Source organism: Streptomyces sp. CBMA152 (assembly GCF_014596475.1).
Classification (GTDB): domain Bacteria; phylum Actinomycetota; class Actinomycetes; order Streptomycetales; family Streptomycetaceae; genus Streptomyces.
Map to the genome: position 1 here is coordinate 1 of NZ_MECJ01000037.1, position 19,937 is coordinate 19,937.

Below are 19,937 nucleotides of genomic sequence, written 5' to 3' on the forward strand. Positions count from 1 at the left end.
ACGGTCGCCGACGGCCCCGGCGGCGGCCTCGTCGGCGCAGCGCTCCAGGGCGTATTCGAGCGGGGCACGCAGGGCGCGGAGCGCGGGGTGGCAGTGCGCGGCGAGTTCGGCGGCGGCGAGGAAGAGGTGGTGACGGCCGCGCAGATGGGCGCGCTCGTGCGCGAACAGGGCCTCGCGCTCGGCCGGTTCGAGGGCGCGGAGCATGCCGGTGGTGACGACGATGCGGCCGGGTCGGCCGGGCAGCGCGTAGGCGTCCGGGCACGCGTCCCGCAGTACGGCGAGCTCGCCGGTACCGGGGGCGAGGCGGCGGTGGGCGGCGCGCAGCTCCGCGACCTGGCGGCGGGCGGTGCGGATCAGGGCGACGCCGGAAAGGGCGAGCAGTACGGTGGCCGCGCAGGCGGCGGGGAGCGCGATCGCGGCGGGCACCTCGCGCAGCGGCGTCACCAGGTTGCCCAGGGACGCGACGAACCGCAGCCGCAGCGCCCCGGCCAGGGCCAGCAGCCCGAGCGCGGCCGTCGAGCAGGCGGCCAGACCGGTGGAGGCGGCGGCGAGCAGCCAGGCGGCCGGGCGGGGCGGCAGCGCCTCGGCGAGCCGCCGTGCGACCGGCACGGCCAGGAACGGCACAAGCAGCGGAATCCACACCGCGAAGATCATCCCCGTTCACCGCCCGACCGCGCCCGGTCCGAAGCCCCGCGCCGACTCGATGACGAACCCGATTCGCGGGCACCCTCCATCGCCTCGGCCGCCTCCCCGTCGAGCAGGGTGCGCAGCAGTTGCTCGTCCTCGTCGCTGAGCTGGGAGACGAAGCGGGCCAGGACCGTCGAGCGGTCCTCCTCCTTCGCGAGCTCCGTGTGCATCCGGCGGGCGGTCAGGCCCGGCGAGTCCTCGGTCGGGGTGTAGGCGTAGCCGCGGCCGGAGCGGTTCCGGGTGACGGCGCCCTTCTCGTACAGCCGGGTGAGGATCGTCGTCACCGTGGTGCGGGCGAGGCTGCCGCCGAGCGCTCCCTGGACCTCTCCGGGCGTGAGCGGCCCGTCGGCGGCCCAGAGTGCGGCCAGCACGCCCGCCTCCAGCTCTCCGGCCGGGCGCCGTGCGTCACCGCCCTCGCGACCTGCGAACCCTCCGGTCCCGTCCATGACCCCCATGGGAACGTTCCTCCTGCATCATTCGTCTACAGTTCCGTAGACCGTCTACAACACTGTAGTCAGTCGGGCCCGCGCCACTCATGGCCCGCAGACCATTATGGGAGGGCCCACCGCCATGGCCGTACCCCTGTTCACCGCCGCCCCGCAGGCCGTGAACGTTCTCGACGCCGGCTCCCTGCTGTCGGCGTTCGGCGCGATCGGCATCGCCGTCGTGCTGTTCGCCGAGACCGGGATGCTCGTCGGCTTCTTCCTGCCCGGCGACTCGCTGCTGTTCACGGCCGGGCTGCTGTGCGTCCCGGGCAAGGACGGACCGGTGTCGCTGTCGCTGCCGCAGGTCCTGATCGCCGCGGTCGCCGGCGCCCTGATCGGGGCACAGGCCGGGTTCTGGATCGGCCGCCGGGGCGGTCGCGCGCTGCTCACCCGCAGCAGGTCGAAGAAGCTGCACGAGGGCGCGGACCGCGCCGAGGAGCTGCTCGCCAAGTACGGCCATGCGAAGGCGATCGTGCTGGCCCGCTTCGTGCCCATCGTCCGTACCGTGCTCAATCCGCTCGCGGGCGCGCTCGGCGTCCCGACCAGGGTCTTCACGCTCTGGCAGGTGGCGGGCGGCACGGTGTGGACGGTCGGCCTGGTGCTCGGCGGCTACGCGCTGGGCTCCTCCATCCCGAACGTCGACCGCTATCTGCTGCCGCTCGTCGCGCTGGTGGTCGCCGTCTCTCTCACCCCGATCGCCCTGGAAATTCTGCGCGCCCGCCGCGCTCGCACCACCGAGGACGCCAGCTGATGCACTTCGACAACGGCCTGTACACCTGGATCACCGAGCGGGCGCAGGACGCCCCGGGCTGGGTCGACACCACCATCCGCCTCTGGTCGGACTACGGTCTGGGGCTCTTCGCGGTCCTGATGGTCCTCGTCTGGTGGCGCGCCCGGCGCGACGGCGGCGCCCGGCTCGCGATGGCGCTCGCGGCCCCGCTCGTGGTGGTCGCGGCGTACGTCGCCAACGATGTGTTCAAGATGATCGTCCATGAGCAGCGGCCATGTCAGACTCTGCACGTGGTGACCGTCGAGGCCTGTCCGCCCCTTGGCGACTGGTCCTTCCCCAGCAACCACGCCGCGATCGCGGCCGCCGCCGCCGTGGCCGTGCTGCTCGCCGACCGGGCGCTGGCCTGGATCGCGGTGCCCGCAGCCCTGCTGATGGCCGCCTCCCGGGTCTGGATCGGTGCGCACTACCCGCACGACATCGCCGTGGGCCTCGTCGTGGGCGCGGTGGTCGCGCTGGTGCTCACACTGCTGGCCCGCCGGGCCGTGCCGCTCGTGGAGCGCCTGGGCGAGACCAAGCTTCGGCCGCTCGTGGCGGCCCGGTGACCAGGGCCCGGCGCGTCGGCGCGGCGGTCTGCCTGCTTCTGTTCGTCGTACTCGCGGTGGTCGTCGCGGTACGGGACGGGGCACCGCTGCCCGGCGACCGGGCCACCCACACCTGGTCGGTGGACCACCGGCCACCGGTCGCGCTCGCCGTGTTCCGCGCGATCACGTCCACCGGCTCCGGGGCGCTCCCCTATCTCCTGGTCGTGGGCGCCGGGCTGCTGGCCGGGCGCGACGCCCGCCAGCGGCTCTGCGCGGCCGCCGGGGCGCTCGCGGTCCTCGCCCTCGGCCAGGCCGTACGGCATGGACTGATGGCGGCCATCGCCCGCCCCCGGCCCAGCGTGGCCGACTGGGCCACCCACACCCACCCCTCCGGCTACTCGTTCCCCTCCGGCCACGCCACCACCGCCGCGCTGACGGCCGGTCTGGTGGCCGCCGCCATCCTCTCCCGCTCGCGCTCCACGGGCGCGCGCCTGGCCGTCGCGCTGGTCCTGGTGTGGGGCGCGGCGGTCGGGCTCTCCCGGGTCTACCTCGGGGTGCACTGGCTGAGCGACGTGGTCGCGGGCTGGCTGTTCGCCGCCGCGTGGCTGGCGCTCGGCGCGTGGGTGGGGGCGCCGCACGTACGGGCGGAGACACCGCACAAGGACCCGGTGCCGGGCGGCTGACCGGCCTCGACTGATCCGCACCGCCGCCCCCGGACCGACCTGCCCCGGACGCGCCTCAGCACGCCGCCATGCACACCGCGCAGTAGCGGTCGGCGTCGGTCAGGTCCGGGTCCGGCGGGGTCGCCGCGTCCGGGCGGCCGAGCTCGCGGCCGCACATCGTCTTCGGCTCATCGGTGCTCATCACATGCCAGAGCAACGCGGCCCGGCCCGCCGCCCCGCCCCCGGCGGGGTCCGGCTCGGCTCTCATCTCGTGCACAACAGGGTCCCTTCGGGGTGGGCGACAGAGCGGTCGGGCAAGCGGAACAACAGGGTTCAGGCCGACTTGAAGAACGCGTTCCAGCCGCCCCCAGGCGCCTGCCCGACCTCCAGCGAGCGCAGCTTGTCCAGGACCACGGGGTGCTGGACGTCGAGCCAGTCCACGAACTGCCGGAACGACACCAGACGTACGTCCTTCTTCCCGGCCATCGTCTTCAGCGCCTCCTCGACGGCGTCCATGTAGATCCCGCCGTTCCATTCCTCGAAGTGGTTGCCGATGTAGAGGGGCGCGCGGTTGGTCTCGTACGCGCGCTGGAACCCGGCGAGGTACGACCGGGTCGCCTGCTCGCGCCAGCCCGGGTAGTTCGAGGGCATGCCCCGGGTGGTGTTCTTCGACTGGTTGGCGAGGATGTTGTAGTCCATCGACAGGACCTCGAAGGAGTGGCCGGGGAACGGCATGCCCTGGAGCGGCAGATCCCAGACGCCCTCCTTCTTGACCGGCCACTTCTGGCTGCCGCCGGGCGAGGAGGCGTCGTAACGCCAGCCCAGCTGCCGGGCGACGGGCAGCAGGTTGTCCTGGCCGAGCAGGCACGGGGTGCGGCCGCCGATCAGTTCCCTGCGGTAGTCGAAGGGCAGCGGTTCGAGGTCGTGCCAGCCGGTGTTGGTGCGCCACTGGGTGACGAAGGAGACGGCCTGCTCGACCTCGCTGCGCCACTGGGCGGGCGTCCAGTTGGCCACCGAGCCGGATCCGGCGCAGAAATGGCCGTTGAAGTGCGTCCCGATCTCATGTCCGTCGTACCAGGCCTCGCGTACGCATTTCAACGTCTCGCGCAGATGCGCGTCGGTCAGATATCCGATATCGGAGGCGCCGACCGGGTTGTTCGGCGGCCGGTACAGCGACTTGCGCGATTCGGGCAGGAGATACAGCCCGGAGAGGAAGAACGTCATCGAGGCACCGTGGTCGCGGGCGAGTTCCAGGAAACGCGGAAAGAGGCCGTTGCCGACTTCCCCGGCACCATCCCAGGAGAAGATCACGAACTGCGGCGGAGTCTCGCCCGGTTCCAGCGGAATCGGCTTGTCGGGCTGGTGCGGCTGGCGTCCCGTATCGGCTGTCGAACCGTCACCGATCAGTCTGACCTGCTGCTTTACCGGCGCATTAGGTGCGGCCGGATGACCCGGCCCCTTTCCCGTCCCCAGTGGTCGCCCGGAGTTCATCGCGCCTTCCGTGCCGCATCCGGCGACCGTGGCCGCGGCCGCGGCGCCAAGTCCGGCCCCGAGCAGTCCCCTTCGGCTGATCTCGCGCATCGTGTCTCCCGTCAGTCGTCCCGCGGACTCTTGATGTGTAGACCGGAGACTTCCGAATTAACCCGATAACCGATAACCGCCTCAGCGTACGACTTGTTCAACGCCGTTCCCCGCAACAACAGCGCGGCCGCACCTGATTTCTCCCGTACGTCCCCGTGAATTGCCCCGAAGTCGGCCGGGATGACGCGTGGTGGTGACGGCCGGGCCCGCGCACCGGGAGGATGTGCTCCATGCAGGAGACTTCGCACACGGGCTCCGGGCGGGCCGCGACCGCCCTCCGGCTCTCGTTCCGGACCGGGGACCTCGACGAGGCCCGGCAGGCGATCGGTGAGACGTACTACGCGAACTCCATCGACGTACTGGACCGGAAGCACTCGCTGGACGTCGCGTTCGACGTCGTGCAGCTGGGCGCGCTGACCGTGGGAGACATCCGCTGCGGCACCGATATCCGCATCCGCTTCGGCGACTTGGGCGCCTACCACGTCGACATACCGGTCTCCGGGCAGCTGACCTGGCGTCAGGGAACCGGGGGTTCCGCCACGGCGACCCCCGCTCGCGCGGCCGTCTTCCAGCCGCAGGGCGACACATCTCTGGACCGCTGGAACCGGGACTGCCGACTGCACGCCGTCAAGGTCGGCCAGCAGGACCTGCTGCGCCATCTGGAGATCCTGCTGGACAGATCGGTGCCCGCCGGGATGCGGCTGGCCCCCGAACTCGACATCAGCCAGGGCCTCGGCCGCAGCTGGGCGCGGCTCGTACGCCTGGTCGTCGAGGAGCTGGCGGACGAGCACGGCGCGCTCAGCCATCCGCTCATGGCGGCCCAGCTCCAGGACTCCCTGCTCACCGGTCTGCTCCTGGCCACCGGGCACCGCTACCGCGAAGAGCTCGACAAGCCCGTACGGACCCGGCTGCCGGGGCCGGTCAAACGGGTGGTGGACGCGATCCACGACCGCCCCGAGCACCCGTTCACCACGACCGAGCTGGCCGCCGTCGCCCAGGTCGGCGCACGCTGGCTCCAGGAGGGCTTCCGCCGTCACCTCGGTATGTCCCCGATGGCCTATCTGCGCGATGTCCGGATGACCCGGGTCAACCAGGAGCTGCGCCAGGGCTCGCCCTGCCAACTGACCGTGGGGGAAGTCGCGTACCGCTGGGGCTTCACACATCTCGGCCGCTTCGCCGACAGGTATCGCACGCGCTTCGGGGAGCTCCCCTCGCAGACGCTCGGCTCCCCCTGACCGCCCGCCGCACGCACCCCGCCGACTGCGCGAAACGGCCACGCATCGCGGATCGGCCCCCGAAGATCCCGGCGGTACGTTTTCACCACCGTGCCCAGGACCCCGGCACGGCGTCGGCATCGTCGTCGGCGGCAGCACGCGGGCTGCCCCTGGACCGGATCAGCTCCCCCCGCTGAGCCAGGGGCAGTCCGCGGTCGTCTCCACGGCGCGAACCCGGTCCGGCAACTCCCGTACGCCCCGAGCCGCATGCCGTGCAAAACACTGAAGGCCGCCCTCGCATCTCTGCGAAAGCGGCCCTCCGACCTGCGTGAAACGCTGGTCGGGACGACAGGATTTGAACCTGCGACCCCTTGACCCCCAGTCAAGTGCGCTACCAAGCTGCGCCACGTCCCGGTGCCCGTCTGACCTGGGGTTTCCCCTGGCCGGTCGTGCATGAGAACCATACCGCACTTGACGCGGTGTTCCGGTACGGGGAGCGACGGCGGGGGACAATGGGCCCATGGAGACTTCTTCGCGCCGGGACCGGGACGCCGAGGGGCGGGCGCGCAACGCGCGGCCCAGGGACGGTCTGGGCCGCCCGCTGCCGTACGGGGCGCCCGGGGTCGAGCGCCAGCCCGAGGGCGTCGCGCGCACCCCGGACGAGACGGTGCGGGAGGCACAGCGCCTGCTCGACGCGGGGATGCCGTTCCACGCGCACGAGGTGTTCGAGGACGCGTGGAAGTCGGGGCCGGAGAGCGAGCGCGAGCTGTGGCGAGGCCTTGCCCAGCTCGCCGTCGGGCTCACCCATGCCGCGCGCGGCAACGCGAAGGGCGGCGCCGCGCTGCTCGCCCGGGGCGCGGACTCGCTGGGGCGGTATGTGGGGATACCGCTGTACGGGATCGATCTGACCGGGCTGATGACGTGGGCGCACGACCTCACCGACCGGCTGCCCGGACCGGTGGACGCGGCGACCGAGGCACCCCGGCTCACGCGCTGACGACAGCGCCCCGGCAAACGGCGTCACCCACTGACCGCACCTGCGAGCGGCCTCACTCGCTGACCAGCACCACTTCCAGCGTGCGCGGGCCGTGGACGCCCTCCACCCGGTCCAGTTCGATGTCGCTCGTCGCGGACGGGCCGGAGATCCAGGTCAGCGGGCGCGTCGGGTCGAGCCGGGCCATCGCCTGCGGGACCGACGCCACGACCTGGTCCGGTACCCGTACGACGCAGATGTGGTGGTCGGGGACGAGCGTGATCCGGCGTCGGCCCTGGTCCGGGCCGCCGTCCAGCACGATCGTGCCGGTCTCGGCGATCGCGAGGGCGCAGCCGGTCACCACGCTGTCCACCTCGTCGAGTTCGGCCGGCGTCAGCACGGCCCGGTCGTGGATGCGTACGAGGTCGGCCGCGCGCAGCCAGTACGGAGGCAGCGCGGGCGGCACCAGGACCGTGGCCGATCCCCGCTCGGCGAGCAGCCGCATGAGCAGCATCGGCAGTTCGTCGTCGTCCGTGCGGTGCACGATCGCCCGGTAGTCGGCCAGGTTCTCGTGCAGCAGGTCGACCATGGCCCCGGGGTCGTCCGGGGTGTGGCTCGCGAGGTAGTCGCGGCTGGGTTCGGGGGCCTCGCGGGCGTCGGCCACGGCCGTGCGGACGCGGGCCAGGATGCGGTCGCGGGAGTTCATCGGCTGCGCTTCTTCCACCAGTCGCGAAACGATTCCTCGGGCATCTCGGGCAGGGCGCGGCTCTCGGTCCACGCTCCGGCGCCGGGCGGGTTCTTCGGATGGAGCCGACGGGTCCGCGTCGCCGCCCGCTCGGCCGCCGCCATCACCGCCGGCCGGTCCATGGCCCAGCTCGCCGCCTTCATGGCCGCCTTCTCCAGGCGGTGCCCCTTGCCGCCCTGCTCCGCCACCCGCTCGCGCAGATGCACCAGCACCTCGGGGATGTCGATGGCGACCGGGCACACCTCGTAGCAGGCGCCGCACAGGGACGAGGCGTACGGCAGCGAGGCGTCGATCTCGCTGGTGGTGCCCCGGAGTTGGGGGCTGAGGATGGCGCCGATGGGGCCGGGGTAGACCGAGCCGTACGCATGGCCGCCGGCCCGTTCGTACACCGGGCAGACGTTGAGGCAGGCCGAGCAGCGGATGCAGCGCAGCGCCTGGCGGCCCACCTCGTCGGCGAGGGTGTCGGTGCGGCCGTTGTCGAGCAGGACGAGGTGGAAGGCCGAGGGTCCGTCGCCGTCCGTGGTGCCGGTCCACATGCTCGTGTACGGGTTCATGCGCTCGGCCGTGGAGGAGCGCGGCAGCGTCTGGAGGAAGACCTCCAGGTCCTGCCAGGTGGGAACCACCTTCTCGATGCCGACGACCGAGATCAGCGTCTCGGGCAGGGTGAGACACATCCGGCCGTTGCCCTCGGACTCCAGGACGACGAGGGTGCCGGTCTCGGCGACCATGAAGTTGGCGCCGGAGACGGCGACGTTGGCGCGCAGGAACTTCTCGCGCAGATGCAGCCGGGCCGCCTCGGCCAGCTCGGCGGGCGTGTCGCCGAGCCCGTCCGGGGCCGGTTTCCCCCAACTGCCCATCTGCGAGCGGAAGATGTCGCGGATCTCGCCCCGGTTGCGGTGGATGGCGGGCACCAGGATGTGGGACGGGCGGTCGTCGCCGAGCTGCACGATGAGTTCGGCGAGGTCCGTCTCGTACGCGGTGATGCCCTCGGCGGCGAGTGCTTCGTTGAGGCCGATCTCCTGGGTGGCCATCGACTTGACCTTGACCACCTCGCGCTCGCCGGTGGCCTTCACCAGGTCGGCGACGATGCGGTTGGCCTCAGTGGCGTCGGCGGCCCAGTGGACGGTGCCCCCGGCGCGTACGACGGACTCCTCCAACTGCACGAGGTAGCGGTCGAGATGGCGCAGGGTGTGGTCCTTGATCTGTTTTCCGGCCTCGCGCAGCTGCTGCCAGTCGGCGAGTTCGGCGACCGCTTTGGTGCGTTTGTCGCGGATGGTGTGGGTGGCGTGCCGGAGGTTGGCGCGCAGGGTGGTGTCGTGGACCGCGCCCTTGGCCGCCACCGGGAAGGACGGCATACCGACGAACGTGCCGCTCATACGCGGGGCTCCGCTTCCGTACTGGCCAGGATCTCGGCGAGGTGCAGGGCCCGCAGGGGGCTGTCCTGGCGGCGCAGGATGCCGCCGAGGTGCATGAGGCAGGAGCTGTCGGCGCCGCACAGCACCTCGGCGCCGGTCCTGAGCGCGCTGTCCACCTTGTCGGTGCCCATCGCGGCCGAGACGTCCGGGTTCTTGAGGGCGAAGGTGCCTCCGAAGCCGCAGCACTCCTCGGCGCCGGGCAGTTCGCGCAGCTCAAGCCCCTTGACCGCCTCCAGCAGCTTGCGCGGCCGCTCCCCCAACCCCAGCATCCGCAAACCGTGGCAGGACGGGTGATAGGTGACGGTGTGCGGGAAGTACGCGCCGACGTCCGTGACGCCGAGGACGTCGACCAGGAACTCGGACAGCTCGTACACGCGTGGCACGAGCGATCCGGCGATCTCCCCGAGCTCCGTGCCCCGGCCCTCGGCGGCCGCTTTCCGCGCGATCCGGGGGTAGTTGTCGCGGACCATCGCCGCGCACGAGCCGGACGGGGTGACCACATGGTCGTACCCGTCGAACACCGCGCCCATCCGCCGCACCAGCGGTTCGGTCTCGCGGCGGTAGCCGGTGTTGAACTGGGCCTGTCCGCAGCACGTCTGGCCGGGCGGGAAGTCGACCTCGACGCCCAGGCGTTCGAGGAGTCTCACCGTCGCGATGCCCGTGGCCGGGTACACCGCGTCATTGACGCAGGTGACGAAGAGTGCGACACGCATGGTCGGAGGATAGGCGGTGGCTGTCGGCCACGATAGGGCTCGCTGTTCTGCGTGGCGTACGGATGCGGCAGACTCGGGACCGTGAGAAAGATCTATGTCATCGGCATCGGGGCGGGCGACCCCGACTATCTGACGCTCCAGGCCGTCAAGGCGCTGAACAAGGCGGATGCCTTCTTCATCATGGAGAAGGGCGAGGAGAAGTCCGATCTGACGCGGCTGCGCCGGGACATCCTCGACGCGCACGTCACCGGTCGCCCGTATCGCCTCGTCGAGGCGCGCGACCCCGAGCGCGACCGCAAGACATCGGACTACTCGCCCGCCGTCGACGACTGGCGGCGCCGCCGGGCCGACCTGTACGAGCGGTTCATCGTCGACGACCTGGCCGAGGGCGAGTGCGGCGCGTTCCTTGTGTGGGGCGATCCGATGCTCTACGACTCCACGCTCGGCATCCTGGAGGAGATCCTGGAGCGCGGCGCGGTGACGTTCACATACGAGGTGGTGCCGGGCATCAGCAGCGTCTCGGCGCTCCTCGCCAAGCACCGCACGGGCCTGAACCGGGTGGCCCGGCCCGTGCAGATCACCACCGGGCGGCGGCTCGCGGAGGGCTGGCCGGACGCGGTCGACGACGTGGTGGTGATGCTGGACGCCCGCCAGGCCTTCACCCGCCATCTCGACCAGGAGCTCTACATCTACTGGGGCGCGTACGTCGGCACGCCGGACGAGATCCTGGTGCAGGGGCGCCTCGCCGAGGTGTCCGACCGCATCGAGGAACTGCGGGCCCAGGCGCGCGAGCGCAAGGGGTGGATCATGGACACGTATCTGCTGCGGCGCGACTGAGCAGGGCCAGCACCCCGTCCACATCGGCTGCCGTACACACCCCCGCCGGTGGCTCCGGTCGCCGCACCACCACGACCGGCAGGCCGAGTTCGCGAGCGGCGGTGAGCTTGGCGGCGGTGGCGGGGCCGCCGCTGTCCTTGGTGACGACGACGTCGATGCGGTGAGTACGCAGTAGCCCGCGCTCGCCGTCGAGGGTGAACGGGCCCCGGTCCAGGAGCAGTTCGCAGCTGCGGGGCGTCGGGGGCTCGGGGGTTTCGACGGAGCGGACGAGGAACCACAAGGCGTCGGTCTCCGCGAACGCCGCGAGGCCCAGGCGGCCCGTGGTGAGGAAGACGCGGGTGCCGAGCGTCGGGAGCAGGGCGGCGGCCTCCTCCAGGGTGCCCGCGGTGTGCCAGCGATCGCCGGGGCCGGGTGTCCAGCCCGGGCGGCGCAGGGCGATGAGCTCGACGCCGGTGGCGCGGGCCGCTTCGGCGGCGTTCGCGCTGATGCGCTCGGCGAAGGGGTGGGTGGCGTCGACGACGGCGGTCACCTGATGCTCGCGGATCCAGCGCGCGAGCCCTTCGGCGCCGCCGAACCCGCCGATGCGCACCTCGCCCGCCGGCGTCCGCGGTGCGGCGACGCGTCCGGCGAGCGACGCGGTGACGCGGACTCCCCCGCCGTCGACGAGCCGTGCGGCGAGCTCCCGCGCTTCGGCGGTGCCGGCGAGGACGAGGACGTGGGGGGCGGGCATGGGGCGAGGATAATCGCTGCTCACGGGCGGTGTTCCGTCACCATGTGAGGTGCAGCGCCTCCGGGGAGCGGTGGATCATCGTCGGCCGCATCGTCACCGGCACGTCCGGCGCGAGCCGGAGCCCCGGCAGCCGCGTCGTCAGCAGCTCCACCGTGACCCGCAGCTGTTCACGGGCCAGCTGGGCGCCGGGGCAGCCGTGGACGCCGTGGCCGAAGGAGAGATGGCGGGACGGCTGGCGGGTGATGTCGAAGACGTCGGGGCGTTCATGGCGTCGCGTGTCGCGGTTGGCGGAGCCGAACGCCACGAACACGACAGCGCCGGTGGGCAGTTCGGTGCCGGAAAGCAGCACCGGGCGGGTGGTGATCCGGCGGAATCCCTGGAGCGCCGTGTCGTAGCGCAGCGCCTCCTCGATCGCCGCAGGGATCAACTCCGGCTTCTCGCAGAGCAGTTCCCACTGCGCGCGATGACGCAGCAGATGCAGCACCGTCGTACCGATCTGCGCGGTCGTGGTGAGATGCCCGGCGAGGAGGAAGTTCTGGAGGTGCGCGACCAGTTCATGGCGCTCCTCCAGGGTCAGCTCGCCGCTGTCGGGCGTCGACAGCGCCGTCAGCAGGCCCGTGCACAGGTCGTCGCGCGGGCGCACCCGCCGTGCGCGTACGTAGGCGTCGAGCAGTTGCTGCATCGTCACCACGTCGCGCGCGGCCGCTATCTGGTCCGCCTCGTCCATCGGGCGGAACAGCAGCTCCTCGACCCGGTGGCCGCCGTGCACCGCGACCGGCACGTCCACCGGGTCGAGCCCGATCAGGCGTCCGATCACGTCCCCGGGCAGCACCCTCGCGTACCGCGCCATCAGCTCGACCCGGCCGTGCGCCTCGAAGGACTCGACGAGCTCGGTCGCGCGCTCGGTGAGGTACGGGACGACGGCGGCGACCCGCGCGGGCGAGAGGCCGTGGACGTGGGGGGCGCGCAGCCGCTGGTGCTGGGGGCCGTCCGAGGTGACCACGACCGGGCGGCCGCCGAAGCCCATGCCGAGCTCCGCGAGGACGGCGGGGCCCGGGATCACGTCCGGGCGCAGTGCGTTGGCCGAGGAGAACGCCTCGGGCCTGCGCAGCACCTCCCGTACGTCGGCGTCGCGGGCGACCAGCCAGGCGTCCAGTTCGGGGACGAAGGTCAGCCCCTCGGCCTGCCGGGCGCGCGCGTAGTGCGGATAGGGGTCGCGCTGGAGCGCGTCGAGCCGTGCGTGCTCATGCCTGTCCACAAGCTCATCGTGTACGAAGCACCGCCGTCACGGAAGAGCACCGGTGGGCCTGACCCACTGTGCCCGGTGCGGAGCAGTGGGCCTGACCCGCTGTGCCCGCTGCGGAGCGCGGCCGCCGGGCCCGGGGAAGAGGGTCCGGCGGCCGCACCGCGCGCGTCAGGCTCCGGGGTCGAGCACCCGGATGAGCCGGGTGACCGCCTGGACCATCGCCTGTCGCCCGACCGTGAGATAGCTGCGGGCGTCCACCGCCTCCGGGTTGGCGGCGAGATACGCGCGGATCGCGTCGGTCATGGCGACGTTCAGCGCCGTACCGATATTGATTTTGGCCATGCCACCGGTGACCGCCGCCGCGAGTTCGTCGTCGGGGACGCCGGAGGAGCCGTGCAGGACCAGCGGGACGTGCAGGGCCGCGTCGAGCCGGGACAGCAGGGCGTGGTCGAGCGAGGCCGTGCGGGTGGTCATCGCGTGTGTGTTGCCGATGGCGACGGCCAGCGCGTCGACCCCCGACTCGGCGACGAAGGCCCGCGCCTCCTCGGGGTCGGTACGGGCGCCCGCCGCGTGCGCGTCCAGCGGCGGCGCGCCGTTCTTGCCGCCGACCTCGCCCAACTCGGCCTCGATCCACAGCCCTTGAGTGTGCGCCCAATCGGCGGCGGCGCGCGTGGCGGCGAGGTTCTGCTCGTACGGCAGGTGCGCCCCGTCGTACATCACCGAGCTGAACCCGGCGTCGGCGGCCTGACGCAGCAGGTCGTCGCGCTTGACGTGGTCGAGGTGGAGCGCCACGGGAACGGCGGCGGCCTCGGCGGCGGTGACGGCCGCCCGGGCGAGCGGCAGCACCCGCCCGTAGCGGAACTTCACCGCGTTCTCGCTGATCTGCAGCACGACCGGCGAGTTCGCGGCCTCGGCCCCGGCGATGACGGCTTCGGCGTGTTCGAGGGTGATGATGTTGAACGCGGCGATTGCGCTGCGCTTGGCGGCGGCTTCGGTGACCAGGGCCCCGGTCTGGGCGAGTGGCATCGTGCTTCCCCTGTTTCTCTGCTCAGGAACCGTCGAGGATCACCGAGCGCGTCAGGTGGCGCGGGCGGTCCGGGTCCAGGCCTCGGGCTGCGGCTACCGCGACCGCCAGGCGCTGGGCTCGTACGAGTTCGGCGAGCGGGTCGAGGTGTCCGGCCACCCACTGGGCGCCGGTCGCCCGCACCTGCTCGGCGAGCCCGTCCGGCGCCTCGCCGAACATCCAGGTCGCGGTGGTGTGCGTGGAGATGCTGATCGGACCGTGGCGGTACTCCATGGCCGGATACGCCTCGGTCCACGACAGCGACGCCTCGCGCATCTTGAGCGCGGCCTCCTGGGCGAGCCCGACCGTCCAACCGCGCCCCAGGAACGTGAACTGGTCTCGGCCGACGAGCCCTTCGGGCAGCGGCTCGGCCAGCGCGGTGCGCGCGTCGGCGACGGCCTGCTCGGTGTGGAGGCCGAGGTGGGCGCGGAGCAGCGTGAGCGCGGTGGTGGCGAAGCGCGTCTGGACGACGGACTCCTCGTCCGCGAACTCCAGCACCACCACGTCGTCGGCCGCCCGCATCACCGGGGTCTCCGGGTCGGCGGTGACGGCGGTCGTACGGGCCTTGCCGCGCACCCGGTCGAGCAGTTCGAGCACCTCGGTGGTGGTGCCGGAGCGGGTGAGCGCGACGACCCGGTCGTACGTACGGCCCAGCGGGTACTCGGACGCGGCGAACGCGTCGGTCTCGCCCTGACCTGCGGATTCGCGCAGCGTGGCGGCGGCCTGGGCCATGAACAGCGAGGTGCCGCAGCCGACGATCGCCACCCGCTCGCCCGGCGCGGGCAGGGCGTCCTTGCGGTGCACCGCCGCCTCGGCGGCGCGCTTCCAGCACTCGGGCTGGCTGCTGAGTTCGTTCTCGACATGGCTCATGCCGGGCCCCCAGACTCTGGATGCGTGTTTGTGCAAAATATAGCTAGCTTTCGAGCACAATCAAGCATCTAGAGGTGGGCTAAAGTCATCACGGACGGTGACGACGGCGAGATGTGCGAGAGAGAAGAGGTTTCGGATGTCGCGCGACGCCCGCTGGCAGGCGCTTCTCGAACTGCTCGTGGAGCAGGGCCGCCTCGATGTGGAGGAGGCGGCGACCGCGCTCGGCGTGTCCGCCGCGACCATCCGGCGCGACTTCGACCAGCTCGCCGAGCAGCAGATGCTCGTCCGCACGCGGGGCGGCGCGGTCGTCCACGGCGTGTCGTACGAGCTGCCGCTGCGCTACAAGACGGCGCGTCAGGCCTCCGAGAAGCAGCGCATCGCGAAGGCCGTCGCGGATCTGATCGCGCCGGGCGAGGCGGTCGGGCTCACCGGCGGCACCACGACGACGGAGGTCGCGCGGGCGCTCGCCGTCCGCCCCGAACTCGCCACGGGGTCACCGGCGTTGACGATCGTCACCAACGCGCTGAACATCGCGAACGAGCTCGCGGTGCGGCCGCAGTTCAAGATCGTGGTGACGGGTGGGGTGGCCCGCCCCCAGTCGTACGAGCTCACCGGGCCGCTGGCCGGGGGTGTGCTGAACCAGATCACGATGGATGTGGCCGTGCTCGGGGTCGGCGCGTTCGATGTGGCGCATGGGGCGACTGCGCATGACGAGGATGAGGCCGGTATTAATCGGCTGCTCTGCGAGCGGGCTGAGCGGGTTGTTGTCGCCGCGGATTCAACGAAGTTGGGGCGGCGTACGTTCGCCCGGATCTGCTCGACGGAGCAGGTTGGCACGTTGGTGACCGACACGGGGGTCTCCGAGGAGACGGTTGCACGGTTCACCGACGCCGGTGTTGTGGTGTTGGCCGTTTAGCTGCGGACCGTGCGTGGCTGGTCGCGCAGTTCCCCGCGCCCCTAAATGCCCTGGCAACACGCAACTTGACGGGTCATCAGGTCAAGCCCAGCGCCGGGAGCAGTACCGCCTCCAGGAACTCCACCAGCGCGTCCTCGTCCTCGAAGCGGTCCTCGAAGAGGCGCTCCACTCTCAGGACGCCCATGAAGGCGGGGGCGATGCAAGCGGTCGCGCGGTTGTCCGCCGCCACTTCGCCGCGTTCCACGCCCCGGCGCACCATCGCGTCCAGCGCGGCGATCTCCGGGTTGAGGACGGTTTCGCGCAGGGCCTCGCGCAGGTCGGGGTGCATGACGTACGCCTGGCCGACCGCTTCCATCAGGGCGGTGTCACGGCCCTTGCCGCGTGACGCGGCGCGGGCCGCCTCGCGGAGGTCGCCCGCGAGCGTGCCGGTGTCGATCCCGGTGAAGAACGAACAGCGGCTGCGGCCGAGCGCGGCCGTGACCAGGACCGGCTTGGACTTCCACTGACGGTAGAGCGTGGCCTTGCCGCACTTGGTGCGCGCGGCCACGCCCTCCATGGTCACGGCGTCGTAGCCGCCTTCGCGCAGCAGGTCGAGCACCGCCTCGTACAGCTCCAGCTCCCTCTCGGGGCTGATCTTGCTGCGGCGTGCGGCGGCCGTCGCGGCCTGCGTCGACATCGCGTCCCTCCGGTGCGTGGGGCAGTGCTCCTGCACGTACGAGAGTAGGCCCCGCTCAACCGAGACGCAAACGTATCGAGACGTTTGCGTCTCGATGAAATCCGATCTAGCCTTCCTACGTTTGCTTCCGTTGTTTGCTTCCGCTTTCACGCTCGATCTCGTCTCAGAGGGGCCGGAGAATGGCTGCCGGTATACGTCCAGGGACCCGGCGTCCCACCGGACCGGAGACGACCGGTACCTCCCGGCCGCCCCTGGTGCGCGAGCTGCTGCTCGTGACCGTGCTGTTTGTCGTGTACAAGTTCGGCCGCCAGCTGGCCAACGGCCACGAGGACAGCGCCTTCCGCAACGCCGACCGCGTCTGGGACTGGGAGCGCGCGCTCCATCTGCCCGGCGAGTCCTCGGTGCAGCAGCTCCTGCTCCACAACGACGACCTGATCCGCGTCGCCAACACCTTCTACGCGACCGTCCACTTCCCCGCGACGATCGCCTTCCTGATCTGGCTGTACGTACGCCGGCCCGCCCACTACCTCTGGTCGCGCCGGGTCCTGGCGCTGGTGACCACGGCCGCGCTCGCGCTGCACATCCTGGTGCCGCTGGCGCCGCCCCGGATGCTGGCGGCGGCCGGCCTGGTCGACACCGCGCAGGTGTACGGGCCGTCGGTGTACGCGTCGACGCCGGACACCGACACCATGGCCAACCAGTTCGCGGCGATGCCCTCGCTGCACTTCGGGTGGGCGCTGATGGTGGCGATCGGGCTGATCGCGGCGACCCGGAGCCGCTGGCGGTGGCTGTGGCTGCTGCACCCGCTGCTCACCCTGCTGGTGATCGTCGGCACCGCCAACCACTACTGGCTGGACGCGATCGTCGCGACCGCGCTGCTCGGTGCGGCGCTGTACTTCGTGCCCCGTCCGAAGCTTGCGCAGCGCTCCACCGTCGTCCGTGTACAGCGGGCCCCCTCGCCCCGGCCGGCCGAGCCCGCCGTGGCCCCCCAGACCGCCCGTGCCCCGGAATCTGCCCTGACCTCCGGGCGCACGGGCGCCTCCCCTGAGCCTGAACCCCAGCTCGCGGAGGCGCTGCGATGAACGAGTCCGCGGTTCTCGCCATCGTCCTCTCGCTCGCCTCGGCCGCCGGGTACGCGCTGGCCGCCGTCGGCCAGTCGCGGCTCGCCTCGGCGAACGCGGGCGGCTCGATCCTCACCCTGCTCGCCCGGCCGCAGTGGTGGTGGGCCGTCGGGCTCAATGCGGGCGGCGCGCTGATGCACGTCGCCGCACTGCACTACGGCCCGCTCACCCTGGTCCAGCCGCTGGGCGCGCTCACCCTGGTCGCGGCGCTGCCGATCGGCGCGTACTACGAGCGGCGCCGGGTGACCCGTCGGGAGTGGCGCGGCGCGGCCTGGACGCTCGCGGGCCTCACGGGCCTGATCGCGGTGACCGGGCCCGCGACGCCCGGGGACGCGTTGAGTCTGCGCGAGAGTCTTTCCGTCGCGGCGGCCACCATGCTCCTGATCGGCGTGGCCTCCCGTTCCGGCGCGGCGCGCGGCGGCCTCGGCCACGCCACCGCGTCCGGGGTCGCCTCGGGCGTGGCCTCCGCGCTCACCCAGACCGTCACCGCCTCGCTCGCCCGTGAACTCCCGGGCGGCCCGCTGGCCTGGTGGCAGACGACGCTGATCGCCGCGCTGGTGGCGACGTTCGCGGTGGGCGGGCTGCTGCTCTCGCAGGCCGCGTTCCGGGGCGGGCTCGCCGCCCCGCTCGCGGTGGTCAACCTCGCCAACCCGGCGGCCGCCGCCGTGATCGGCGTGGCCCTGCTCGGCGAGCGTTTCCACGGCGGTGCGCTGGGCTGGCTCACGGCGGCGGCAGCTGCGGCGGTCGCCGCACGCGGTGTGCTCATGCTGACGGGCGCGCAGCCTGCGGAGGCGGTCGTCCCGTCACCGCGCACCCCGGAAGCCGAGCGCATCCCGGAGCCCACCCGCACCCCGGACCCCGTCCTCGCACCGGAACCCGCCAGCGCGCCTGCCTGAACTCAGCCCGCGCGCCCGCCCGTTCACGTCACCACCCGTCTTCCCGTACGCGTACGTACACACCTGCCCGTACGCGGACGACTCAGCCCGTCAGCCACCTGAGCAGCGCCGTAGTAACCACCGCGCCGACGAGCGTCAGCGGCAGCGGAGCCCGATACGCGCGCAGGCCGACCGCGACCGCCAACCCCCCGAGCGCGGTGGCGTCGACGTCCTTCCAACCTGGGCCCGCCACCTGTACGACCACGAACCCGGCGAGCAGCGCGGGTGCGAGGAGGGTGAGCGCCGAGCGGGTGCGGAGCGGGAGTTCACGTCCGCCGAACAGGGCCGGGCCCACCGCCTTGAGCGCGAAACCGAGCACCGCGACCGCGCCGATCGCCGTCCAGACCGTCATCGCCGTCATCGCACGGCCTCCTTCGTGGTGCGCAGGGCGAGCAGCGCGGCCGCCGCCGCGCCGATCAGGGACGGGCCGGTCGGCAGTACGAGGAGCAGCGACCCGGCGACGGCCCCGCCGAGGGTCGCGGGCAGTCGGCCCGCGCGGTCCCGGCGTACCTCGTCGAAGAGCAGCACCACGAACAGCGCGGGCGTGAGCACGTCGAGGCCCAGCGTGTGCAGGAGTTCGGGGTCGGGCGCGACGGCGACGCCGAGCGCGGTGCCGACCACCCACGCGGGCCACTGGACGGCGGTCGCGCCGAGGAGGAACGACCGGTCGAACCGGCCGCCGCCGAGATGCGCGGCCGCCCAGGAACCGTCGACTACCGCCTGCCCCTCCAACGCCCGGCGCAGCGGCCCGCCGCGCAGATCCCGGGCGACGGCTATCCCCATCGGCACGTATCGCACATTGACGAGAGCCGCCGCGACCACGGCCGCCGCCACTCCCCCGCCCGCCCCGAGCGTCGCCGCGAGCGCGAACTGTGCGGAGCCCGAGAAGACGACCAGCGAGCAGACGACCGGGGCGACCGGACCCCAGCCCTGTGCCTGGCTGATCGCCCCGAAGCTGATGGCCAGCAGGAACGCGGCCGCCGCGAGTCCCGCACCCGCCCTGAGCCCGGCGAGGAAGCGTTCGCGCGGTATCTCGTCGGCCCTGCCCGCAAGTTGACTGCCCATACGCGCACTCTAACAACCAAACAGCTTTTAACTCGTTATGTTTTTCACCTGCCGCCTAAGATGGAGCCGTGAGCGACAAGCAGCCCTCCTTCGTCGGCGGCCACCCGGCCCTCGACTTCGCCAACACCGTCGCCTGGCGCACCGACGAGACCCGCCGCGTCGACCGGGTGCCCGGGGGTGCGGCCGACTGGGAACGCTGGGCCGTCATGGCGGGGCTGCTCGATCCGGACACGGACACCCAACACCCGTCAAATGACGGCGAGTTGGATGCTCTCCTCGACCTGCGCGGCGCGCTCCAAGCCGTCCTGGACGCCTTCGCCGACGGGGAGCCGCCGCCCGCCCCCGCTTGGGAGACGCTGCGCCGAGCGATTCTGCGGGCCCGCGAAGCAGCCGCGCTGCCGCGTGCGCTGCCACTGCGCTGGGAACCGGGCGCGCGCGATCTGACCGATCTGCGGCACGCCCTCGCCCTGCGCGCCGAGGAACTGCTCGGCGGCGACGGTCTGTCGCGGGTGCGCCGCTGCGCGGGACCCGGCTGCGGCTGGTTCTTCCTCGACCGTACGCGCGGCGGCACCCGCCGCTGGTGCAGCTCCGGCGACTGCGGCAACCGCGACCGCGCCCGCCGCCACTACGCCCGCACCCACCAGGCGTAAACCCGTACGCGAAGGGCCGCACCGGAGACATCCGGTGCGGCC

24 protein-coding genes and 1 tRNA gene are annotated in these 19,937 nt (G+C 72.2%); 10 read left to right on the forward strand and 15 right to left on the reverse strand.

Annotated features, from left to right (window positions below; genetic code table 11):
* Nucleotides 1–654 (reverse strand): M56 family metallopeptidase (locus tag BG418_RS37095; RefSeq protein WP_188278476.1); only part of this gene is annotated, 654 nt, incomplete at its 3' end.
* Nucleotides 651–1,133 (reverse strand): BlaI/MecI/CopY family transcriptional regulator, encoded by a 483-nt coding sequence (locus tag BG418_RS37100; RefSeq protein ID WP_188278477.1) that lies wholly within the window; start codon nt 1,131–1,133, stop codon nt 651–653. The genes BG418_RS37095 and BG418_RS37100, both read right to left, overlap by 4 nt.
* A 124-nt stretch (nt 1,134–1,257) precedes the next feature.
* Between BG418_RS37100 and BG418_RS37105 the strand changes: the two genes are divergently transcribed.
* The 3 genes from BG418_RS37105 to BG418_RS37115 are packed head-to-tail and all read left to right on the forward strand — an operon-like array spanning nt 1,258 to nt 3,166.
* On the forward strand, nt 1,258–1,923 hold the full coding sequence (locus tag BG418_RS37105; RefSeq protein ID WP_188278478.1) for a DedA family protein: 666 nt from the start codon (nt 1,258–1,260) through the stop codon (nt 1,921–1,923).
* Nucleotides 1,923–2,504: a phosphatase PAP2 family protein gene (locus BG418_RS37110; protein ID WP_188278479.1), complete on the forward strand. Its 582-nt coding sequence runs from the start codon at nt 1,923–1,925 to the stop codon at nt 2,502–2,504. The genes BG418_RS37105 and BG418_RS37110 overlap by 1 nt, the downstream gene beginning before the upstream one ends.
* The gene (locus tag BG418_RS37115; protein WP_188278480.1) at nt 2,501–3,166 is read left to right on the forward strand and encodes a phosphatase PAP2 family protein; all 666 of its coding nucleotides are present in this window, start codon (nt 2,501–2,503) and stop codon (nt 3,164–3,166) included. Before BG418_RS37110 ends, BG418_RS37115 begins: the two co-directional genes overlap by 4 nt.
* Before the next feature lie 55 nt (nt 3,167–3,221).
* Here the strand turns inward: BG418_RS37115 and BG418_RS37120 are convergent, their stop codons facing one another.
* Together BG418_RS37120 and BG418_RS37125 are read right to left on the reverse strand one after the other, a co-directional pair.
* Entirely contained in the window at nt 3,222–3,422 is a 201-nt protein-coding gene (locus BG418_RS37120; protein ID WP_188278481.1) for a hypothetical protein, read from the reverse strand.
* 56 nt (nt 3,423–3,478) lie between these two features.
* Nucleotides 3,479–4,726 carry a twin-arginine translocation signal domain-containing protein gene (locus BG418_RS37125; RefSeq protein ID WP_188278482.1) on the reverse strand — a complete coding sequence of 416 codons (1,248 nt, stop codon included), beginning with the start codon at nt 4,724–4,726 and terminating at the stop codon, nt 3,479–3,481.
* 230 nt (nt 4,727–4,956) lie between these two features.
* Here BG418_RS37125 and BG418_RS37130 point away from each other — a divergent pair, with 230 nt between their 5' ends.
* Nucleotides 4,957–5,961 carry an AraC family transcriptional regulator gene (locus BG418_RS37130; protein ID WP_188278483.1) on the forward strand — a complete coding sequence of 335 codons (1,005 nt, stop codon included), beginning with the start codon at nt 4,957–4,959 and terminating at the stop codon, nt 5,959–5,961.
* A gap of 316 nt (nt 5,962–6,277) precedes the next feature.
* Here the strand turns inward: BG418_RS37130 and BG418_RS37135 are convergent.
* Nucleotides 6,278–6,354 (reverse strand) — tRNA-Pro (locus BG418_RS37135).
* 106 nt (nt 6,355–6,460) lie between these two features.
* Between BG418_RS37135 and BG418_RS37140 the strand changes: the two genes are divergently transcribed.
* Nucleotides 6,461–6,937, forward strand: a complete 477-nt coding sequence (locus BG418_RS37140; protein ID WP_188278484.1) for a DUF309 domain-containing protein — start codon at nt 6,461–6,463, stop codon at nt 6,935–6,937.
* Between the two features lie 52 nt (nt 6,938–6,989).
* On the opposite strand, the gene BG418_RS37145 is transcribed toward BG418_RS37140, so the two are convergent.
* The 3 genes from BG418_RS37145 to BG418_RS37155 are packed head-to-tail and all read right to left on the reverse strand — an operon-like array spanning nt 6,990 to nt 9,786.
* Nucleotides 6,990–7,619, reverse strand: a complete 630-nt coding sequence (locus BG418_RS37145; protein ID WP_188278485.1) for a lactate utilization protein C — start codon at nt 7,617–7,619, stop codon at nt 6,990–6,992.
* Nucleotides 7,616–9,034, reverse strand: a complete 1,419-nt coding sequence (locus BG418_RS37150; protein ID WP_188278486.1) for a LutB/LldF family L-lactate oxidation iron-sulfur protein — start codon at nt 9,032–9,034, stop codon at nt 7,616–7,618. Before BG418_RS37150 ends, BG418_RS37145 begins: the two co-directional genes overlap by 4 nt.
* On the reverse strand, nt 9,031–9,786 hold the full coding sequence (locus BG418_RS37155) for a (Fe-S)-binding protein (protein ID WP_188278487.1): 756 nt from the start codon (nt 9,784–9,786) through the stop codon (nt 9,031–9,033). The genes BG418_RS37150 and BG418_RS37155 overlap by 4 nt, the downstream gene beginning before the upstream one ends.
* 81 nt (nt 9,787–9,867) lie before the next feature.
* Between BG418_RS37155 and cobF the strand changes: the two genes are divergently transcribed.
* Entirely contained in the window at nt 9,868–10,623 is a 756-nt protein-coding gene (cobF, locus tag BG418_RS37160; protein WP_188278488.1) for a precorrin-6A synthase (deacetylating), read from the forward strand.
* Here the strand turns inward: cobF and BG418_RS37165 are convergent.
* The 4 genes from BG418_RS37165 to BG418_RS37180 form a co-directional block, all read right to left on the reverse strand.
* The gene (locus tag BG418_RS37165; protein ID WP_188278489.1) at nt 10,592–11,353 is read right to left on the reverse strand and encodes a cobalt-precorrin-6A reductase; all 762 of its coding nucleotides are present in this window, start codon (nt 11,351–11,353) and stop codon (nt 10,592–10,594) included. The two genes, cobF and BG418_RS37165, sit on opposite strands and share 32 nt — an antisense overlap.
* 37 nt (nt 11,354–11,390) lie before the next feature.
* Nucleotides 11,391–12,611, reverse strand: coding sequence for a cytochrome P450 (locus BG418_RS37170; protein WP_188278490.1), 1,221 nt, complete (start codon nt 12,609–12,611; stop codon nt 11,391–11,393).
* Nucleotides 12,612–12,767: 156 nt separating this feature from the next.
* Nucleotides 12,768–13,625 (reverse strand): class II fructose-bisphosphate aldolase, encoded by an 858-nt coding sequence (locus BG418_RS37175; protein WP_188278491.1) that lies wholly within the window; start codon nt 13,623–13,625, stop codon nt 12,768–12,770.
* Between the two features lie 22 nt (nt 13,626–13,647).
* Complete coding sequence (locus BG418_RS37180; protein WP_188278492.1) at nt 13,648–14,532, reverse strand: SIS domain-containing protein; 885 nt, start codon at nt 14,530–14,532, stop codon at nt 13,648–13,650.
* A gap of 136 nt (nt 14,533–14,668) precedes the next feature.
* Here BG418_RS37180 and BG418_RS37185 point away from each other — a divergent pair, with 136 nt between their 5' ends.
* On the forward strand, nt 14,669–15,448 hold the full coding sequence (locus BG418_RS37185; RefSeq protein WP_188278493.1) for a DeoR/GlpR family DNA-binding transcription regulator: 780 nt from the start codon (nt 14,669–14,671) through the stop codon (nt 15,446–15,448).
* Between the two features lie 76 nt (nt 15,449–15,524).
* Here the strand turns inward: BG418_RS37185 and BG418_RS37190 are convergent, their stop codons facing one another.
* Complete coding sequence (locus BG418_RS37190) at nt 15,525–16,124, reverse strand: TetR/AcrR family transcriptional regulator (RefSeq protein ID WP_188278494.1); 600 nt, start codon at nt 16,122–16,124, stop codon at nt 15,525–15,527.
* A gap of 179 nt (nt 16,125–16,303) precedes the next feature.
* Here BG418_RS37190 and BG418_RS37195 point away from each other — a divergent pair, with 179 nt between their 5' ends.
* Both BG418_RS37195 and BG418_RS37200 read left to right on the forward strand, forming a co-directional pair.
* On the forward strand, nt 16,304–17,206 hold the full coding sequence (locus BG418_RS37195) for a phosphatase PAP2 family protein (RefSeq protein WP_188278495.1): 903 nt from the start codon (nt 16,304–16,306) through the stop codon (nt 17,204–17,206).
* On the forward strand, nt 17,203–18,141 hold the full coding sequence (locus BG418_RS37200; RefSeq protein WP_188278496.1) for a DMT family transporter: 939 nt from the start codon (nt 17,203–17,205) through the stop codon (nt 18,139–18,141). The genes BG418_RS37195 and BG418_RS37200 overlap by 4 nt, the downstream gene beginning before the upstream one ends.
* An 82-nt stretch (nt 18,142–18,223) precedes the next feature.
* On the opposite strand, the gene BG418_RS37205 is transcribed toward BG418_RS37200, so the two are convergent.
* Entirely contained in the window at nt 18,224–18,541 is a 318-nt protein-coding gene (locus BG418_RS37205) for an AzlD domain-containing protein (protein ID WP_223185991.1), read from the reverse strand.
* A complete protein-coding gene (locus BG418_RS37210) occupies nt 18,538–19,245 on the reverse strand; it encodes an AzlC family ABC transporter permease (protein ID WP_188278497.1) in 708 nt (235 codons plus the stop codon). Before BG418_RS37210 ends, BG418_RS37205 begins: the two co-directional genes overlap by 4 nt.
* 68 nt (nt 19,246–19,313) lie before the next feature.
* On the opposite strand from BG418_RS37210, the gene BG418_RS41035 reads away from it, so the two are divergent.
* Nucleotides 19,314–19,895 carry a CGNR zinc finger domain-containing protein gene (locus BG418_RS41035; protein ID WP_317453881.1) on the forward strand — a complete coding sequence of 194 codons (582 nt, stop codon included), beginning with the start codon at nt 19,314–19,316 and terminating at the stop codon, nt 19,893–19,895.
* The last annotated feature ends 42 nt before the right edge of the window (nt 19,896–19,937 follow it).

Coding starts and splice junctions, on each gene's coding strand:
- BG418_RS37195 (WP_188278495.1), top strand. CDS start 16,304: ATGGCTGCCGGTATACGTCCAGGGACCCGGCGTCCCACCGGACCGGAG.
- BG418_RS37205 (WP_223185991.1), bottom strand. CDS start 18,541: ATGACGGCGATGACGGTCTGGACGGCGATCGGCGCGGTCGCGGTGCTC.
- BG418_RS37210 (WP_188278497.1), bottom strand. CDS start 19,245: ATGGGCAGTCAACTTGCGGGCAGGGCCGACGAGATACCGCGCGAACGC.
- BG418_RS37100 (WP_188278477.1), bottom strand. CDS start 1,133: ATGGACGGGACCGGAGGGTTCGCAGGTCGCGAGGGCGGTGACGCACGG.
- BG418_RS37130 (WP_188278483.1), top strand. CDS start 4,957: ATGCAGGAGACTTCGCACACGGGCTCCGGGCGGGCCGCGACCGCCCTC.
- BG418_RS37145 (WP_188278485.1), bottom strand. CDS start 7,619: ATGAACTCCCGCGACCGCATCCTGGCCCGCGTCCGCACGGCCGTGGCC.
- BG418_RS37185 (WP_188278493.1), top strand. CDS start 14,669: ATGTCGCGCGACGCCCGCTGGCAGGCGCTTCTCGAACTGCTCGTGGAG.
- BG418_RS37110 (WP_188278479.1), top strand. CDS start 1,923: ATGCACTTCGACAACGGCCTGTACACCTGGATCACCGAGCGGGCGCAG.
- BG418_RS37150 (WP_188278486.1), bottom strand. CDS start 9,034: ATGAGCGGCACGTTCGTCGGTATGCCGTCCTTCCCGGTGGCGGCCAAG.
- BG418_RS37200 (WP_188278496.1), top strand. CDS start 17,203: ATGAACGAGTCCGCGGTTCTCGCCATCGTCCTCTCGCTCGCCTCGGCC.
- BG418_RS37140 (WP_188278484.1), top strand. CDS start 6,461: ATGGAGACTTCTTCGCGCCGGGACCGGGACGCCGAGGGGCGGGCGCGC.
- BG418_RS37180 (WP_188278492.1), bottom strand. CDS start 14,532: ATGAGCCATGTCGAGAACGAACTCAGCAGCCAGCCCGAGTGCTGGAAG.
- BG418_RS37155 (WP_188278487.1), bottom strand. CDS start 9,786: ATGCGTGTCGCACTCTTCGTCACCTGCGTCAATGACGCGGTGTACCCG.
- BG418_RS37190 (WP_188278494.1), bottom strand. CDS start 16,124: ATGTCGACGCAGGCCGCGACGGCCGCCGCACGCCGCAGCAAGATCAGC.
- BG418_RS37105 (WP_188278478.1), top strand. CDS start 1,258: ATGGCCGTACCCCTGTTCACCGCCGCCCCGCAGGCCGTGAACGTTCTC.
- BG418_RS37165 (WP_188278489.1), bottom strand. CDS start 11,353: ATGCCCGCCCCCCACGTCCTCGTCCTCGCCGGCACCGCCGAAGCGCGG.
- BG418_RS37125 (WP_188278482.1), bottom strand. CDS start 4,726: ATGCGCGAGATCAGCCGAAGGGGACTGCTCGGGGCCGGACTTGGCGCC.
- BG418_RS37175 (WP_188278491.1), bottom strand. CDS start 13,625: ATGCCACTCGCCCAGACCGGGGCCCTGGTCACCGAAGCCGCCGCCAAG.